13 protein-coding genes are annotated in these 15,847 nt (G+C 71.7%); 5 read left to right on the top strand and 8 right to left on the bottom strand.

Features of this window, described 5'->3' with window-relative positions; all coding sequences use genetic code 11:
• The first annotated feature begins 16 nt into the window (after positions 1-16).
• Together RG19_RS00520 and RG19_RS00515 are read left to right on the top strand one after the other, a co-directional pair.
• A complete protein-coding gene (locus tag RG19_RS00520) occupies positions 17-1,183 on the top strand; it encodes an OprO/OprP family phosphate-selective porin (protein ID WP_238376561.1) in 1,167 nt (388 codons plus the stop codon).
• 41 nt (positions 1,184-1,224) lie between these two features.
• Positions 1,225-2,541, top strand: coding sequence for a CitMHS family transporter (locus RG19_RS00515; RefSeq protein ID WP_058833553.1), 1,317 nt, complete (start codon positions 1,225-1,227; stop codon positions 2,539-2,541).
• A gap of 41 nt (positions 2,542-2,582) precedes the next feature.
• On the opposite strand, the gene rsgA is transcribed toward RG19_RS00515, so the two are convergent.
• A complete protein-coding gene (gene rsgA, locus RG19_RS00510) occupies positions 2,583-3,653 on the bottom strand; it encodes a ribosome small subunit-dependent GTPase A (protein WP_058833552.1) in 1,071 nt (356 codons plus the stop codon).
• A gap of 288 nt (positions 3,654-3,941) precedes the next feature.
• Here rsgA and RG19_RS00505 point away from each other — a divergent pair, with 288 nt between their 5' ends.
• From RG19_RS00505 to RG19_RS00495, 3 genes are all read left to right on the top strand, one after another.
• Positions 3,942-5,198: an aminotransferase class I/II-fold pyridoxal phosphate-dependent enzyme gene (locus tag RG19_RS00505; protein WP_058836321.1), complete on the top strand. Its 1,257-nt coding sequence runs from the start codon at positions 3,942-3,944 to the stop codon at positions 5,196-5,198.
• 92 nt (positions 5,199-5,290) lie between these two features.
• A complete protein-coding gene (locus tag RG19_RS00500) occupies positions 5,291-6,007 on the top strand; it encodes an SGNH/GDSL hydrolase family protein (protein ID WP_058833551.1) in 717 nt (238 codons plus the stop codon).
• Positions 6,004-6,750, top strand: coding sequence for a methyltransferase domain-containing protein (locus tag RG19_RS00495; RefSeq protein ID WP_082672384.1), 747 nt, complete (start codon positions 6,004-6,006; stop codon positions 6,748-6,750). The genes RG19_RS00500 and RG19_RS00495 overlap by 4 nt, the downstream gene beginning before the upstream one ends.
• Positions 6,751-7,010: 260 nt before the next feature.
• Here the strand turns inward: RG19_RS00495 and RG19_RS00490 are convergent, their stop codons facing one another.
• From RG19_RS00490 to RG19_RS17865, 7 genes are all read right to left on the bottom strand, one after another.
• Positions 7,011-7,982 (bottom strand): transaldolase, encoded by a 972-nt coding sequence (locus tag RG19_RS00490; protein WP_058833550.1) that lies wholly within the window; start codon positions 7,980-7,982, stop codon positions 7,011-7,013.
• 77 nt (positions 7,983-8,059) lie between these two features.
• Positions 8,060-8,803, bottom strand: coding sequence for a response regulator transcription factor (locus RG19_RS00485; RefSeq protein ID WP_058833549.1), 744 nt, complete (start codon positions 8,801-8,803; stop codon positions 8,060-8,062).
• Positions 8,804-8,884: 81 nt separating this feature from the next.
• Complete coding sequence (locus RG19_RS00480) at positions 8,885-10,942, bottom strand: sensor histidine kinase (RefSeq protein WP_058833548.1); 2,058 nt, start codon at positions 10,940-10,942, stop codon at positions 8,885-8,887.
• The gene (gene cysW / locus RG19_RS00475; RefSeq protein ID WP_058833547.1) at positions 10,942-11,790 is read right to left on the bottom strand and encodes a sulfate ABC transporter permease subunit CysW; all 849 of its coding nucleotides are present in this window, start codon (positions 11,788-11,790) and stop codon (positions 10,942-10,944) included. Before cysW ends, RG19_RS00480 begins: the two co-directional genes overlap by 1 nt.
• Positions 11,790-12,677 carry a sulfate ABC transporter permease subunit CysT gene (gene cysT, locus RG19_RS00470; RefSeq protein WP_082672383.1) on the bottom strand — a complete coding sequence of 296 codons (888 nt, stop codon included), beginning with the start codon at positions 12,675-12,677 and terminating at the stop codon, positions 11,790-11,792. The genes cysW and cysT overlap by 1 nt, the downstream gene beginning before the upstream one ends.
• Positions 12,678-12,690: 13 nt before the next feature.
• A complete protein-coding gene (locus RG19_RS00465; RefSeq protein ID WP_238376560.1) occupies positions 12,691-13,770 on the bottom strand; it encodes a sulfate ABC transporter substrate-binding protein in 1,080 nt (359 codons plus the stop codon).
• Positions 13,767-15,659 (bottom strand): ABC transporter ATP-binding protein, encoded by a 1,893-nt coding sequence (locus tag RG19_RS17865; protein ID WP_058833546.1) that lies wholly within the window; start codon positions 15,657-15,659, stop codon positions 13,767-13,769. Before RG19_RS17865 ends, RG19_RS00465 begins: the two co-directional genes overlap by 4 nt.
• Positions 15,660-15,847 lie beyond the last annotated feature (188 nt).

Raw genomic sequence — 15,847 nt, 5'->3', positions numbered from 1 at the left:
CTGGGAGGGATAGCCGGTGACGTTCACAACGCTGTGCGCACGCCATGCGTGTGCCCTGGTGTCATGTCTTGCGCTGGCGTTGCCGGCGACCGTCCACGCGCAGGAGACGGGCTTCACCGCCAGCGTGTCCGGACGCCTGCACCTGGACGCCTACGCCTACGACGACGACCACCGTGGCGATCGCAACAATGGCGGCCTGGAGGTGCGCCGTGCGTGGCTGGCGGTCTCCGGCGACGCCGGGCGTCTGCGCTACAAGGCCGAAGTCGATGTCTCCGATCCCGACGACATCCTCGCCCGCGACGTCTATATCGCCCACGACCTCGCCGGCGGAAGGCTGACGGTCGGACAGTTCAAGCAGCACTTCAGCCTCGACGACCGCACCAGCTCGAACGTCGGCAGCTTCATGGAGCGCAGCATGCTCGGCAGCACCTTGCCGCAGACCTACCGGCTGGGCATCGGCTGGTTGCGCGGGGGCGACGCCTGGACCGCCGGTGGCAGCGTGTTCCGGCTGGCCTCCATCAACGACACCGACACCAAGGGCGAGGGCGTTGTGGCGCGCCTGACGACTGCACCGCGGCGCGAGCCGGGCGACGTGATGCACTGGGGGCTGTCACTGGCGCACGAGCGCCACGACCACCCCGGCGCCGATGGCGCGCCGTCGTTGCGCCTGCGCCCGCGTACCGCCGGCTACACCGCCGACGCCAGCCGGCCGACGCTGATCGCGTTCGACAGCGGACGCGACGTCGACGTCGACAAGTGGTCGCTGGAATTCGCCCGTGTCGTCGGCGCGTGGTCGTGGCAGGCCGAGTGGGCCGGCGCGCGCTACGACGATGGCGCCTCGCGCGCGGACACCGCGGGCGGCTACGCGATGCTGTCGTGGTTCGCCCGCGGCGGCATGCGCCACTACGACACCGCCAGCGGCCGCTTCGGCCGGATCGCGGCGCCGCCGCCTGGTGGCGCGGTCGAGTTCGCCCTGCGCTACGACCGGCTCAACGCCGAACAACGCGGTGCCGTCCTGCGCGACGCCGATGCCGACGTCTGGACCGTCGGCGCCAACTGGTACCTGCGACGTAACCTGCGGTTGATGCTCAACCTCATCCACGCACGCACCCACGACCGGACGCTGGATGCCACCGTGGACCGCACGCGCAGCGTCGCGACCCGGCTGCACTACGACTTCTGACCTCGGCGCCACGTCGCGCCCGCTCTTTCGAGGACGTTCGAATGCTGACCCTGATCGGTTTACTCACCATCGTCTGCCTCGTGGCCCTGCTGCTGGGCGGCCGCGTCGCGCCCGTGGTCGCCCTGGTGCTGGTACCGGTGGCCGGTGCGCTCGTCGCCGGGTTCGGCCCGGCCGAGATCACGGAATTCTTCGGCAGTGGCCTGGCCCGGGTGACGCCGATCGCGGCGATGTTCATCTTCGCCATCCTGTTCTTCGGCGTACTGCAGGACACCGGGCTGTTCCGGCCGATCATCAATGGCCTGGTCGCAGCCACCCGCGGCAACGTGGTGGCCGTCACGGTGATGACCGCGGTGCTGGGCATGGTCGCGCAGCTCGATGGCGCCGGCGCGACCACCTTCCTGCTCACCGTGCCGGCGTTGCTGCCGCTCTACCGCGAACTGAAGATGAGTCCGTACCTGATGCTCCTGTTGCTGGCGCTGGGCGCGGGCATCTTCAACATGCTGCCGTGGGCCGGACCGCTGGGTCGCGCCGCGGCGGTCACCGGGCTCGACGTCACCGATCTGTGGCGCCCGCTGATTCCAGTGCAGGCGGCCGGCGCGGTGTTGCTGGTGGCCCTGGCCGCCGGACTGGGGCTGCGCGAGCGCCGCCGGATCGCCACCGGCCATGGCTGGACGCCCGCGCCCGGCTCGATGGCCGATACCTTCACCGGCCTCGGCGACGACGACGCCGAAGCACGTGCCCTGCGCCGACCCGGACGGATCTGGATCAATGCAATCCTGTTCGTCACCGTGCTGGCGGTGCTGGTGGCCGGCGTGCTGCCGGCGGCCCTGGCCTTCATGATCGGGCTGTCGCTGGCGCTGGTGATCAACTATCCCGACGGCAAGGCGCAGATGGCGCGCATTTCGGCGCATGCGGCCTCGGCGCTGAAGATGGGCTCGATCATCCTGGCCGCCGGCGCGTTCCTGGGCATCGTCGACGGTTCCGGCATGCTGCGCGCGATCGCGCAGAGCCTGGCCACGGTGCTGCCCGATGCGATGCTGCCGATGCTGCACATCATCCTCGGCGTGCTCGGGCTGCCGATGGAACTGTTGCTGAGCACCGACGCGTACTACTTCGGTCTACTGCCGGTGGCGCTGGAGATCGTCACCCCATTGGGCGTTGATCCGGCGTCGACCGTCTATGCGCTGGTGATCGGCAACATCATCGGGACATTCATCAGCCCGTTCTCGCCGGCGCTGTGGCTCGCCCTCGGCCTGGCCGGGCTCGAGATGGGGCGCCACATCCGCTACGCGTTCTGGTGGATGTGGGCGTTCTCGCTGGCGATGCTGGGGGTCGGCTGGGCACTCGGCCTGTTCTGAGGCGGAGCCCACGACGCCGGTCGACACCGCGGCGGGCCGGATCAGCGGCGGCGGCGTCCGCCCGGCGGCGGGTTCGGCGCACGGCGGCGCGCCTCGAGCTGACGCGCTGCGGCGGCCAGCTCCTCGCGCAGCTTCAGATAGTTCGCGAACCGCGCAGGTTCCAGTATGCCGGCCTGCACCGCCGCGCGCACCGCGCAGCCCGGTTCGTTGGCGTGGCTGCAATCGCGGAAGCGGCATTGCGCGGCGAGCGCCTCGACGTCGGCGAAGTTGTCGCCCAGATGCTCCTCGCCGGTGGGCTTGAGCTCGCGCATGCCGGGCGTGTCGATCAGGCACGCGCCCGACGGCAAGGGAATCAGCGCGCGGTGGGTGGTGGTGTGGCGCCCACGGTCGTCGCCGGCCCGTACCGCACGGGTGCGCATGCGTTCGTGACCCAGCAAGGTGTTGGTGACCGTGGATTTGCCGGCTCCCGAACTGCCGACCAGCACCGCGGTCGTCCCCGGCCCCAGCCAGGGCGCCAGCGCCGCCACGCTTTCGGGATCGCGTGCATTCACCGCGACCACCGGCACCGCATCGCCGACCACCGCCGCGAGCGCGGCCTGCGCATCCGCCACCGAGGTGGCGGCACGGTCGGCCTTGGTCAGCACCACCAGCGGTTCGGCGCCGCCGCGCACCAACAGCAGGTAGCGCTCGATCCGGCGTGGATTGAAGTCGCCGTCGAGGCCGGACACGATCAGCACCCGGTCGACATTGGCCGCGATCAATTGCTGCCGATAGTGCTCGCCGGCCGCCCCACGCTTGATCACCGTGCGCCGCGCCAGCAGCGCGACGATGCGTCCGTCGCCGACCAGCACCCAGTCGCCCACCGCGGCACGCTGCTCCGGCGCGAAACGCGGCAACTGCCACTCCGGCGGGGATTCCACCGCCATCGCGTCGCCGGGCGCGCGGGCCACCAGGTATCCGGTGCGGTGCTGTTCGACCACCCGCGCCGGGAACGTGCCCGGATGCGCGTCGAAGGCATCGCGCCAGGCGGGCTCGACGGCCTCGGCGTCGGCGAACGGCCAGCCGATGGCACGCAACGCATCGAACGCCGGGCCGGCGGCGGGGGGGCTCAAGAGATCTGCAGGAACGAGGGCATGGCGGAATTCTATGCGCTGCCGGTGTCGGGGCGGCGCATCCTCGCGGCGGGCCGGTTGCGCGCCGTCGTCGGAGGCCGCCGGGAGCCGGCCGGCCGTGCAGCCGGCCAGCCGGACATCTACCCCACCCGCGACGCCTGCGCCGACGCGCGACGCGCGCCGACGCCGCGGCAGTGGGATGCGATTTCCGCTAGGCTGTGGCGATCCGCATCCGGCCGCTGTTTTGCCGGTCTTTTCGCCACCCTTCCCTGCCCCGACGCCGCCGCCATGCCCAGCCTCAAGACCCGCGAACGCCTGTCCGAAGTCCGTTACGAGATCCGTGGCGAACTGGCCCGACGCGCCCGCGAGCTCGAGGCCCAGGGGCGCACGCTGATCAAGCTCAACATCGGCAATCCCGGCGCATTCGGTTTCCGCGCGCCCGAGCACCTCCAGCGCGCCATCGCCGACCACATCCACGACACCGATCCCTACACCCACCAGCAGGGACTGCCCGCCGCGCGCGACGCCATCGCCGCCTTCCATCGCGACCGCGGCGCGCCCGGCGTGACGCCGGAGCGCGTGTTCGTCGGCAACGGCGTGAGCGAACTGATCGACATCTCGCTGCGCGCCCTGCTCAATCCCGGCGACGAGGTGCTGGTGCCGTCGCCCGACTATCCGCTGTGGTCGGCCGCGACCATCCTCAACGACGGCCGCCCGGTGTTCTACCGCGGCCATGCCGAGCAGGGCTTCCTGCCCGATCCGGACGAGATCGAGGCGCTGGTGTCGCCGCGCACGCGCGCCATCGTGCTGATCAACCCCAACAACCCGACCGGTGCGGTATACCCGCGCGCGCTGCTGGAGCGCATCGTCGCCGTCGCCGAGAAGCATCGCCTGCTGCTGATGGTCGACGAGATCTACGACGGCGTGCTGTACGACGAAGCCGCGTTCGAGCCGCTGGCGCCGCTGGCCGGCGACCTGCCCTGCATTTCGTTCGGCGGCCTGTCCAAGGTGCATCGCGCCTGCGGCTGGCGCGTGGGCTGGGCGGTGCTGTCGGGCGACCCGGTCGCCAGCGGCGAGTTCCACCACGCCATGGATCTGCTCGGTGCGCTGCGCCTGTGCGCGAACGTGCCCGGTCAGTTCGCGATCCCGGCGGCGCTGCAGGGCATCGACACCATCGGCGCCCTGTGCCGTCCCGGCGGCCGCCTGTACGAGGCGCGGCGCGCGGTGATCGAGAGCTGCGCCGACAGCGAGCACCTGCACCTGCAGGTTCCGCAGGGCGCGTTGTACGCCTTCCCCGGCGTGACCGGGGCCGCGGCCGAAGGCTTCGACGACCACGCCTTCGCGCTGGAACTGTTGGAGACCGAGGACCTGCTGGTGGTGCCGGGCTCCAGCTTCAACGTGCCCTACCGCAACCATTTCCGGGTCACCCTGCTGCCCGAGCCGGACCAGTTGCGCGAAGTCTTCAGCCGCATCGACCGCGCGCTCACCCGGCGCGCCGAAGCCAACGGCAAGGTCGTGCCGCTGGTGCGCAGCGCGCGGGGCTGAGCCCCCCGCCGCGTCCGCCCTCCTCCGTTTTCCCCGCCCCATCCCGCGCCCGGCCGACCGGCGCGGGCGTCCGCCAGGAGTTGCACCGACCGATGCCCGTCCCCTCCGGTCCCGACACGACGACCACCGCCGCAGCCACGTCGCTGCGCTATCTCGCACTTGGCGACAGCTACACCATCGGCGAAGGCGTGGCACCCGAAGGCCGCTGGCCGCTGCAGCTCGCCCGCGCCCTGCGTGCGGAAGGCATCGCGCTGGCCGATCCCGACATCGTCGCCACCACCGGCTGGACCACCGACGAACTCGATGCCGCCATCGACACGGCGGACCTGTCCGACCCGTACGACTTCGTCAGTCTGCTCATCGGCGTCAACAACCAGTACCGCGGGCGCGAAGCGGACGAGTACCGCGAACAGTTCGAGGCGCTGCTCCGGCGCGCGATCGGGTTCGCCGGCGACCACCCCGGACGGGTGCTGGTGCTGTCGATTCCCGACTGGGGCGTCACCCCGTTCGGGCAGGCCTCCGGCCGCGACACCGCCGCCATCGCCCGCGACATCGATGCGTTCAATGCGATCGCCGGCGAGCGCTGCAAGGCCCTCGGCTGCAGCTGGACGAACGTGACCCCGGTCAGCCGCGCACACGGCGCCGAGCCCGCCATGCTGGTCGACGACGGTTTGCACCCGTCGGCGGCGATGTATGCCGAATGGGCCGCGCTGGCGCTGCCCGACGCCAGGCACTGTCTGGGAGCATCGGGGGATGCGTCGCCTTCGGGCCCGTCCGCGGGCGATGCCGACACCGGTGGCGCACCATGACCGATCTCGCCGCCGCCATCGCGGCCACCCACGGCCGCCCGCTCGCTCCCGACGCCGCACGCCGCATCGCGCGCGCATTCGCGCCGCGGCATGTGCTGGGCAATCGCCACGATTACTTCTACACGCTGATCAAGCTGCGCAGCGACCCGCTGTACCCGGGCGTGCTGGCCGCACTGCGCGGGACGACGGCACCGGTGCTCGATCTCGGATGCGGCCTGGGCCTGCTCGCGCACGCGTTGCGCCAGGACGGACAGACGCTGCCATGGCGCGGCGTCGACATCGACGCCGACAAGATCCACCGCGGTCGTCGTGTGGCCGCCGCGTCCGGACTGTCCGGCGTCGATTTCGACGTCGTCGATCTGGCCCGCACCACGCCGGACCATCGCGGCAGCGTGGCGATCCTCGACGTCCTCCAGTATCTGCAGGCCGATGCACAGGCCGCACTGTTGCGCACCGTGGCCGGGATGCTCACGCCCGACGCGCGGCTGGTGATCCGCACCGGCCTGGCCGACACCAGCGGCCGCAGCCGCACCACCCGCGTCACCGATCGCCTCGCCAACCTGATCGGCTGGATGCAGGAACGCGCACGCTGCTATCCGACCCGCGAAGGGCTGCAGGCCACCCTGGAAGACGCCGGCCTGCAGGCCACGTTCGCGCCGCTGTACGGCAACACGCCGTTCAACAACTGGCTGGTGGTGGCGGAGCCGCGGCGGTCAGCCCGGTCCACCTCCGACGCGCGCTGATCCGATCTCGAGCGGCCCTCACCCCTGCCCCTCTCCCGCAAGCGGGAGAGGGGTTCAAGCAGGTCGCGCCGATTCCCTTCTCCCGTTTGCGGGAGAAGGCGCCCCGAAGGGGCGGATGAGGGGCTGTCCCGCCGCACCCCACCGCCCTCCCCCCTGCCCCTCTCCCGCAAGCGGGAGAGGGCTCAAGCATGCCGCGGCCGGTTCCCTTCTCCCGCCTGCGGGAGAAGGTGCCCCGAAGGGGCGGATGAGGGCGCTCTGCCTCAGCCCGCTCGCAGACGCTCGGCTACCGACGCGCGCAACGCGTCCAGATCCGCGGCGAACGCCTTGATGCCGTCGCGCAGCTTCTCGTCGGCCATCGCGTCGGCCTTGAGGTCGGCGGCGAAACCCGCGGCGTCCACCGGGGTGCGCGGCTGGCCGTCGGCGGCCTCCGGCACCAGCAGGCGCGGCAGGTCGCCGTGCGCGGCGTCGAGCGCCTCGAGCAGGTCCGGCGAAATGGTCAGACGGTCGCAGCCGGCCAGCGCTTCGATCTGCGCGGCGGACCGGAAGGACGCGCCCATCACCACGGTATCCGAGCCGCGACGCTTGAACTCGGCGTAGACGTCGCGCACGAAGCGCACGCCCGGATCGTCGTCGATCGTCGCCGGCGCCTGCCCGTGGGCCTTGTACCAATCGAGAATCCGGCCGACGAAGGGCGAAATCAGGAACACGCCCGCCTCCGCGCAGGCGATGGCCTGGCTGCGGTTGAAGATCAGGGTGAGATTGCAGTCGATGCCCTCACGCTGAAGCTGCTCCGCGGCGCGGATGCCTTCCCAGGTCGCGGCGATCTTGATCAGGATGCGCGCACGGTCGATCCCGGCATCGGCGTACATGGCGATGAACTGCCTGGCCTTGGCGACGGTGGCCTCGGTGTCGTAGGAGAGGTCGGCATCGACCTCGGTCGACACCCGTCCCGGCACCAGGCCGCTGAGCTTGGCGCCGACACCGACGGTCAGGCGGTCCACCACCTCGCGGGCGCGCGTCTCCACATCGCCGGCGCCGTCGCGCGCCGCGGCGAGCTCGCGCTCCACCAGATCGGCGTAGACCGGCAGGTCCAGCGCCTTGCGCACCAGGGTCGGGTTGGTGGTGCAATCGACCGGCTTCAGGCGTGCGATCGCCTCGGCATCGCCGGTATCGGCGACCACGACGGTCATGTCGCGCAGCTGCGCGAGCTTGGAGGAGGGGGAGGCGGACATAGGAGCTCCTGGCAGGGACACCGGTGCGGACCGGAAACCTCCCACATTAGCGGGCGCGACCTGCGGGGGGAACCCGCTCAGGACCGGTCCGGCCGCTCTGCGGCCGGGGGCGTATCGACAGCGGGCACGTCCGCGCCCCCGACGTCCGGATCGCGTACGAACGCGTAGCCGACGTTGTGGACGTGCTCGATCCATGCCCCCTGTCCACCGATCTGCTCCAGCTTGTGCCGCAGCCGGTGCACCAGCTGCTTGAGCGCGTCGCGGTCGGCGGCGTCGCGGTCGGACCAGACGAAGCCGATCACCCGTTGCGCATCCACCGGCCGGCCCTGGTGGCCCAGCAACAGCCGGAGCAGGCGCAACTCCAGCGTCGACAGGCGGACCGGCGCGCCGTCACCCACCTGGGCCTGGCTGCGCTCGGCGTCGATGCGCAGCGGGCCTGCGGCCAGCACCGGTTCCTCGCCCTCGCCGCCGCGGCGCAGCAGCGCGCGCACCCGGGCCAGCAAGGCGCGCGGACTGAACGGCTTGCGCAGGTAATCGTCGGCGCCGAGGTCCAGGCCACGCACTTCGTCCTCCTCGTCGGCCCGCACCGTGAGCATCATCACCGGCAGGTCGCGGGTGCGACGCAACGTCTCCAGCACCGCGAAGCCGTCCAGGCCCGGCAGGTTGACGTCGAGCACCACGAGGTCCGGCGCCTGCGCCTCGATCATCCGCAGCGCCTGGTGCCCGTCGAAGGCGGCGATCGCCTCGTAGCCCGCGTTCGCCAGCGCGAACCGCAGCAGGCCGGAGAGCTCGACGTCGTCGTCGACGATCAGGATGCGCATGGCGATGGCTCGGCAGCGGAAAAGGGACGCGAAGGCGGCGACGTGGCAGAGAACATCGTCGCATCCACCCGCCGGGACCGCCTATTCTCCACGTCCGGCATCGCCGCCGCCGTCGAGCGGCAGGACCACGCCGAACCGCGCGCCCCGGCGGTGCCGCGGCGCAGCCACCACCACCTCGCCCCCGTGCCGTTCCACCAGCGCGCGCACGATCGCCAGGCCCAGGCCGCTGCCGCGCTGGCCGGGCTCGGCATCGGGCGAACGCCGGAACGGCGCGAACAGGTCGGCGTGCGCCTCCGGTCCGGGCAGGCCCGGGCCCTCGTCCTCGATCCACAACGACACCGTCGCGTCGCCCCAGATCAGTTCGATCCAGATCGTGCTGTCGTCGGGTGCGAACTTGTTGGCGTTGGCGAGCAGGTTGACCGCCACCTGCGACAGGCGCTGCCCGTCGCCGCGCAGGCGCTGTTCGCTGCGCGGCAGGCGCGCGTTGACCCGCTGCCCGCGCTGCTCCAGCAACGGACGCATGAGCGCCTGCGCGTCCTCGACCACGGCGACCAGGTCCACCTCCTCGTCGCGCAGGCGCATCTCGCCGGCTTCCAGGCGCAGGCTGTCGAGCAGGTTGTCGACCAGCTGCGACAACCGCAATGCGCCCCGATACTGCGCGGCGACCAGTTGCGCGGCCACCGGATCGGCACCGTCGCGCAGATGATCTCGCAGCAGCTCGATGGCGGCGATCTGCGCCGACAGCGGCGTCTGGAACTCGTGCGAGAGGTTGGCGAGGATCGCATCGCGCATCGCCCGTGCGGCTTCCTCCGGGGTTTCCTCGCGCAGGATCGCGACCTGACGCTCGCCGATCGGCGCCGCGGCACGCACCACCAGATCCCGCGCCCCGCCGCGCACGCGGTAGCGACCGGCCGCCTGCGCCAGCCCGCCGCTGCGCGCGGCGCGCAACGGCGAAGGCGCATCGGCCTCGTCCACGGGCTTGAGCACCGCATCGAACCGCTGGCCGATCACCTCGCCCTCGCGGGTGCCCAGCAGCGCCAGGAACTGGCGGTTGGCGTAACGGATCACCTCGTCGGCATCCACCGCCACCACCGCATCGCCCACGCCTTCGAGCACGGCATCGAGTTCGCGGCGCTGGCGCCGCTCCTGGGTGGCGGCCGCGCGCAGCTGGCGGCGCATGCTTTCCATGCTGTGGGCGAGCGCGAGCGGTTCGGCGAGTTCGGTGTCCGGCAGTTCCACCGGCGTTTCCAGGTCGCCGACGCCCAGGCGCCGGGCGCTTTCGGCGATGCGGTCGAACGGCCGCGCGAACCGTCGCGCCAGCCAGATGGCGATGCCGGCGGCGACCACGGCCACGATCAGGCTGCCCAGCGCGAACGCCAGCAGCCAGCGCAGCGCATCCTGGCGCAGCAGGTCGCGCGGCACCGCGGCCACCAGGAGGGCATCGATGTCGGCACGGCCTTCCAGCCGCACCGGCTCGATCCGCACCACCGCATCGCCGCCGAACGGACCGAGCGTCTCGGCACGTCCGCTCAGCCAGGCATGCCGGTACGCGTTGCGGACCGTCGTTTCGGCTTCGGTGGCGGCGGGCAGGGCCGCGATGTCGGCGGCGCTGAGCAGGTGCAGACGCGCATCGTGGTCCGCCGGCAACATCTGGTCGTCGATCCGGCGCGCGATCAGCACCCGGGCGACCATGGGCGCATCGGCGGCATCGACCGACGCCACCAGCCACAGGACGCCGTCGGCATCCTGCTGGATCCCGGTGCGGGTGCTGTCGGGCGGTTGCGGGCCCACCGCGACGAACAGCTCGCCGCGGCGATACACCGCGATGGCATCGACCCGTGCGGTCGCGCGGAAGGTCTCCACGAAGCCCGCCGCATCGCGCGCCTGGCCGCGTCGCAGGTAGCCGTGCAGCGTCGGCCGCTCACCGAGCAGGCCGGCGAGGCTGTACAGGTCGCGACGCTGGGCATCCAGGCGCGACAGGCCGTCGGTGGCCGCACGCGTGGCCTGGGCGTTGGCGCGATCCTGCAGCGAGGCACGCAGGATCTCGGCACCGGTCGCCAGCAGCAGCACCACCAGCGTCAGCGCCAGCCCGAGATGGCTCAACACCAGCAACCGCGACAGGCGACGCGGCCCGGCCATCAGCCCGTGCTCCGCTGCCGCTGTGCGGCGTGCTCGATCCAGGTCTTGGCCAGCAGCGTCACCAGGCCGAGCGCGGCCAGCAGCGAGGCGACCGCGAACGCGGCGGTGAACTGATATTCGTTGTAGAGGATCTCCACGTGCAGCGGCACCGTATTGGTCACGCCGCGGATGTGGCCGGACACCACCGAGACCGCACCGAACTCGCCCATCGCGCGCGCATTGCACAGCAGGATGCCGTACAGCAGGCTCCAACGCACCGCCGGCAGGGTCACGTGCCAGAACGTGCGCCAGCCGCCGGCGCCCAAGGTGTAGGCCGCGAGCTCCGGATCGGTGGACTGTTCCTGCATGTAGGCGATCAGCTCGCGCGCGACGAACGGGAAGGTGACGAACAGCGTCGCCAGCACGATGCCCGGCACCGCGAACACGATCTGCCAGCCCAGCACGCCCAACACCGGCGCGAACAGGCCCTGGCTGCCGAACAGCAGCACCAGCACCAGACCGGCGACCACCGGCGACACCGAGAACGGCAGGTCGATCAGGCTCACCAGGATGCTCTTGCCCCGGAACCGGAACCGGGTGAGCGCCCACGCAGCGGCCAGGCCGAACGCCACGTTGAGCGGCACCGCGATCGCCGCCACCAGCAGCGTCAGGCGGATCGCGGCCTGCGCGTCGGGGTCGCTCAGCGCGGCGACGAAGGTCTGCCAGCCGCCGGCGAAGGCCTGGCTGAAGACCACCGCCAGCGGCAGGCCGAGAAAGATCGCCAGGAACAGCAGCACCGCGCCGATCAGCAACCGCCGCAGCCACGGCGGATCGCGCTGCGCGGGCGGATAGACGTCGACGGCGGCCATCAGGGCGCCCCCGCGCCGGGCCGGCTGTGGCTCCAGCGCTGCAGCAGGTTGATCACCAGCAGCATCGCGAACGAGATCAACAACATCGCCACCGCCAGCACCGCGGCGGCGGCGTAGTCGTATTGCTCGAGCTGCACCACGATCAGCAACGGCGCGATCTCCGACACGTAGGGAATATTGCCGGCGATGAAGATCACCGAACCGTACTCGCCGACCGCGCGCGAGAACGCCAGCGCCAGCCCGGTCAGCGCCGCCGGCGCCACCTGCCGGGCGACCACGAACAGCAGGCTCTGCGCGCGGCTGGCACCGAGCGAGGCGGCGGCCTCCTCCAGCGATGCATCGAGCTCCTGCAGCGCCGGCTGCACCGTGCGCACCACGAACGGCAGGCCCACGAACACCAGTGCGACCAGGATGCCGGCGGGCTGGAAGGCGATGTCGATGCCCAGCATCGCCAGCGGCCGGCCCAGCCAGCCGTGGCTGGCGTACAGCGACGCCAGCGCGATGCCGGCCACTGCGGTCGGCAGTGCGAACGGCAGATCGACCATCGCATCGAGGATGCGCCGCCCCGGAAAGCGGTAGCGCACCAGCACCCACGCGGTCAGCACGCCGAAGACCAGGTTGATCAGCGCCGCCGCCAGCGACAGGCCGAAGCTGAGCCGGTAGGCCGCCAGGGCGCGGTCGCTGGTGGCGATGCTCCAGATCTGCGCCGGGCTCAGGTCGGTGAGCTTCAGGAAGGCGGCCGCGATGGGCAGCAATACGATCAACCCCAGCCAGGCCAGGGTGATGCCCAGCGTCAACCGGAAGCCGGGATGCACCGGACGTGCACGCACCCGCGCCGGTACGGCGCGGGCGGGCGGTGGCGTCACGTGGACGGGGGTCGCGCTCATGGGATCGGCGCGCTCAGCGACCGCGGGAGGCGAAGATGCGGTCGAACACGCCGCCGTCGGCGAAATGCTCGTTCTGCGCGCGCTCCCAGCCGCCGAACTGCTCGTCGATGGTGAACAGGTCGAGCGCCGGGAACTCGTCGGCGTGCTCGGCCAGGATGGCTTCGTCGCGGGGACGGAAGTGATGCTTGGCCGCCAGGCGCTGGCCCTCGGGCGAGTACAGCCACCGCAGGTACTCGGTCGCCAGCGCCTCGGTGCCGCGCGCACGCGCGACCCGGTCCACCACCGCCACGCTGGGTTCGGCGAGGATGCTCACCGGCGGATGCACGATCTCGAACTGGTCGGCGCCGAACTCCTGCAGCATCAGCAAGGCCTCGTTCTCCCAGGCCAGCAGCACGTCGCCGATACGCCGCTGCACGAAACTGTTGGTGGCGCCGCGCGCACCGGTATCGAGCACCGGCACCGAGCGGAACAACCGGGTCAGGTAGGCCTCGGCGTCGGCCTCGCTGCCGCCGGCGCGCACCACCGCGCCCCATGCCGCCAGATAGTTCCAGCGCGCGCCGCCGGAGGTCTTCGGGTTCGGGGTGACCACGGCCACGCCGTCCTGGGCGAGATCCGGCCAGTCCTGGATGTTCTTCGGGTTGCCGCGGCGGACCAAGAACACGATGGTCGAGGTGTACGGCGCGCTGTTGTGCGGCAGTTCGCTCTGCCAGCCCGGATCGATCAGGCCGTGGCGGGCGATCTCGTCGATGTCGCCGGCCAGGGCGAGGGTGACCACGTCGGCCTCGATGCCGTCGATGACCGAGCGCGCCTGCTTGCCGGAGCCACCGTGCGACATCCGCACCCGCACCGGCGTGTCGTGCGCGTCCGAGAATGCGGCGTTGTATTCGCCGTAGAACTCGCGGGTGGGATCGTAGGAGACGTTGAGCAGGGTCGTGCCGCCCGGGCCGCCCCCCTCCTGCGAACCGCCGCAGGCGGCCAGGGCGAGCAACGGGACCAGCAACAGGGCGAGACGGGATGCGGCACGGACACGGGGGACGGACATCAGCGGGCTCCTGGCGACCGGGCGGTCGACGGCGTGCGGGAAGGAATTCATTCGGTCGGATCGGATGCGGGCTGCGCCTGCGCCGGACGGGCGAACCCGGCACTGGGGACCAGCGCCAGGTCGGCTTCGTCGGGTTGCACCATCAGCAGCGCCCAGCGTCCGTCCAGCGCGCGCAGCCGCTGCTGCTGACGTGCGCCGAGCGCGGCGCGCGGGCCGAGGTCGAGCGCGACCACGGGCGCCTGCGGATCGAGCGGCAGCGCGTCCCGCTCGTCGGGCTCGGCACGCGCTTCGGTCCAGGCCACGCTGCGCCGGGCCAATGCATCGCGCCAGCCCGACGCGTCCACCGCGGCGGCGACCGGTGCGCCCACGCTGCCGTGCAGGTCGCGGACTTCGAGATCGGCGCCGCTGGTGCCGGCGATTTCCGCCAGCAGCTGCAGGTCGGGCTGACCGCTCGAGAACGTGCGCAGCAGGACCGTCCAGCGCCCGGTCGCCGTCGCCGCGAGCGGATCGCCGGCGCGGTCGGCCAGCAGCACCTGCTGCGCGCCGGAGGCGGTCAGGAACGCGATCAGCCGGTCCGGCTGCCGCAGGCTGGCCGGTAGCATCACCAGATCGTAGGCCTCGCCGGCCAGGTGCGCCTGCGCCGCACGCCAGGGGTCGGATTCGTGCTGACTGGGGTCGATCACCCGCAGATCGCCGGCGAAGGCCTGCCGGTAGCGCTCCAGCCGGCCGTGCAGCGCGGGGGCGCGCACCGCGCCGCCCAGCACCGTCACCAGCGCATGGGTGCGCTCGCCCCACGCCAGCGCCGACTCGACCAGGGCCTGGCCGTCGGCATCGTCGGGCGCCACCACCAGCACCCGCAGGTCGGGTTGCGGCACGCCGTGCATCTGGTCGGCGAACAGGGTCACCGCGTCGCCGACGGCCAGCGGCAGCAGTTGCGCGCTTTCGGTGGTCCGCAGCGCTTCGAGCAGGAAACGACGGCCGTGGTCGGCCTCGCCCACCTGCAGCGACAGATACACACGCTCGCTGGCGCCGAGATACTCGATCCGCTCGACGCTGGCCGGATGCGAGAACAGGTCCGGGTCGGTGGCGACCGGGCTGTTTGCGCGCAACAGGCGCAGTTTCTCCGGACGCAGCAAGACCTTCACCCGTTGCGGAATCGCATCCGGTTCCACCGGCCCCGGCACCAGCCGGATGCGGGCGCCGGCGTCGGTCAGTTCACCGGGCAGCAGGTTGGCGCGGCCCACGAAGCTGGCGACGAATTCGGTGCGCGGCTCGCGATAGAGCTGCTGCGGCGTGCCCGATTCGAGCAACCGCCCCCGGTGCAGCACCATGATCCGGTCGGCGACCGCGAACGCTTCCTCCTGATCGTGAGTGACGAAGATCGCGGTGGTGCCGATGCGCTTGAGCAGGGTCCGCAGGCCCTGCCGCAACTCCTGGCGGATGCGTGCATCGAGCGCGCCGAAGGGTTCGTCGAGCAGCAGCAGGCGCGGGCTGTGGGCGAGTGCTCTCGCCAGCGCGGTGCGCTGGCGCTGGCCGCCGGACAGTTGCGAGGGGAACTTGCGCGCGCTGCCGCCCAGGCCGACCAGTTCCAGCAGTTCCTCGCGGCGCGCCTGACGCGCCGCGCGGTCCACGCCGCGCACGCGCAGCGCGAACTCGACGTTGTCGGCGACCGACAGATGTTCGAACAGTGCATAGTTCTGGAATACGAAACCGAGATCGCGCGCCTGCGGCGAAAGTTCGGTCACGTCCTTGCCGCCGATCCGCACCCGTCCCGCGTCGTGCGCGGTCAGGCCGGCGACGATGCGCAGCACCGTGCTCTTGCCGCTGCCGCTGGGCCCCAGCAACACCACCAGCTCGCCGGCCTCGACGCGGAAGGACACGTCGCGCACCACTGCGCGATCGCCGTAGCGTTTGGTCAGATCCTCCACATCCAGCGACATCGACGCACACCACGGCTTCGGGCTGTCCAGCGTCGGCGATCGCGGTCACGTCGTCAGTCGCGGCGCGGTTACGAACCGGTTACGGCGCCCACCCCGACGCGGCGGGCCGGCGCGCAGGGCGATCGCGCGCCCCGGCGCGGCCACACCCAAAGGCGCCTTCGCGCCCGCAAACGTTTCAGTGGGAACCA

Source organism: Luteimonas abyssi (assembly GCF_001482195.1).
Classification (GTDB): Bacteria; Pseudomonadota; Gammaproteobacteria; order Xanthomonadales; family Xanthomonadaceae; genus Luteimonas; species Luteimonas abyssi.
This window is presented reverse-complemented; position numbering and strand designations above follow the sequence as displayed.